The 653-nt window shown below is 67.2% G+C and carries 1 protein-coding gene; it reads right to left on the bottom strand.

The window, feature by feature from the left end:
* Window positions 1–150 precede the first annotated feature (150 nt).
* A partial coding sequence (locus tag ACEN88_RS33580; RefSeq protein WP_413346671.1) for an alpha/beta hydrolase occupies window positions 151–653 on the bottom strand: 503 nt, incomplete at its 5' end.

Raw genomic sequence — 653 nt, forward strand, 5'->3', positions numbered from 1 at the left:
GGTAGACGCGCATGGTTCAGGTCCATGTGCCGCGAGGTGTGGGGGTTCGAGTCCCTCCGTGGGCACCAAAAGCTACCCGGTCTTCGAGACCACCAGGATACTGGCGCAAAACGCCGCAATCTTTGCAAAAGGATTGCGGCGTTTTGCGTTTCAGCGTTCGTCCGCGACCGATACCGGATCCAGATGCGCCGCCAGGAACGCGCCGATGCGCCGCTCGTATTCCTCGCGCGCGTACGCATGCAGGTTCACGTGCGCGGCGCCCTCCACCACCCACAGCGCTTTCGGCTGCGCGGCGGCCTCGTACAACCGCTGCGTTTCGGCCAGGGTCGTGTGCAAATCGGCACTGCCGGACGCGATCAGCACCGGTGCCTTCACCTGTCCCACGAATTTGATCGGGTGCAGCGCATCCGGCTGGATGCCGAGGCGCAGCGGCAGCTGCCACAGCAGCAGCACGGACAGCGGCCCGCCCACCGGCCCCAGCCGCATGCGCAAGCGGTTGGCGACGGCTTCCTCGATCGTCGGATACATCGATTCCAGCACAACGGCATCGACGGGAGGGCAATCGCGGCACAGCACGAGCGACGCCGCGCCGAGCGACACGCCGATCACGCCGATGCGCTGCCCCGGCGCCCGCCGCCGCAACTCCTCGAGCG

It is taken from the genome of Massilia sp. CT11-108 (genome assembly GCF_047302915.1).
Taxonomy (GTDB): Bacteria; Pseudomonadota; Gammaproteobacteria; order Burkholderiales; family Burkholderiaceae_D; genus Telluria; species Telluria orientalis.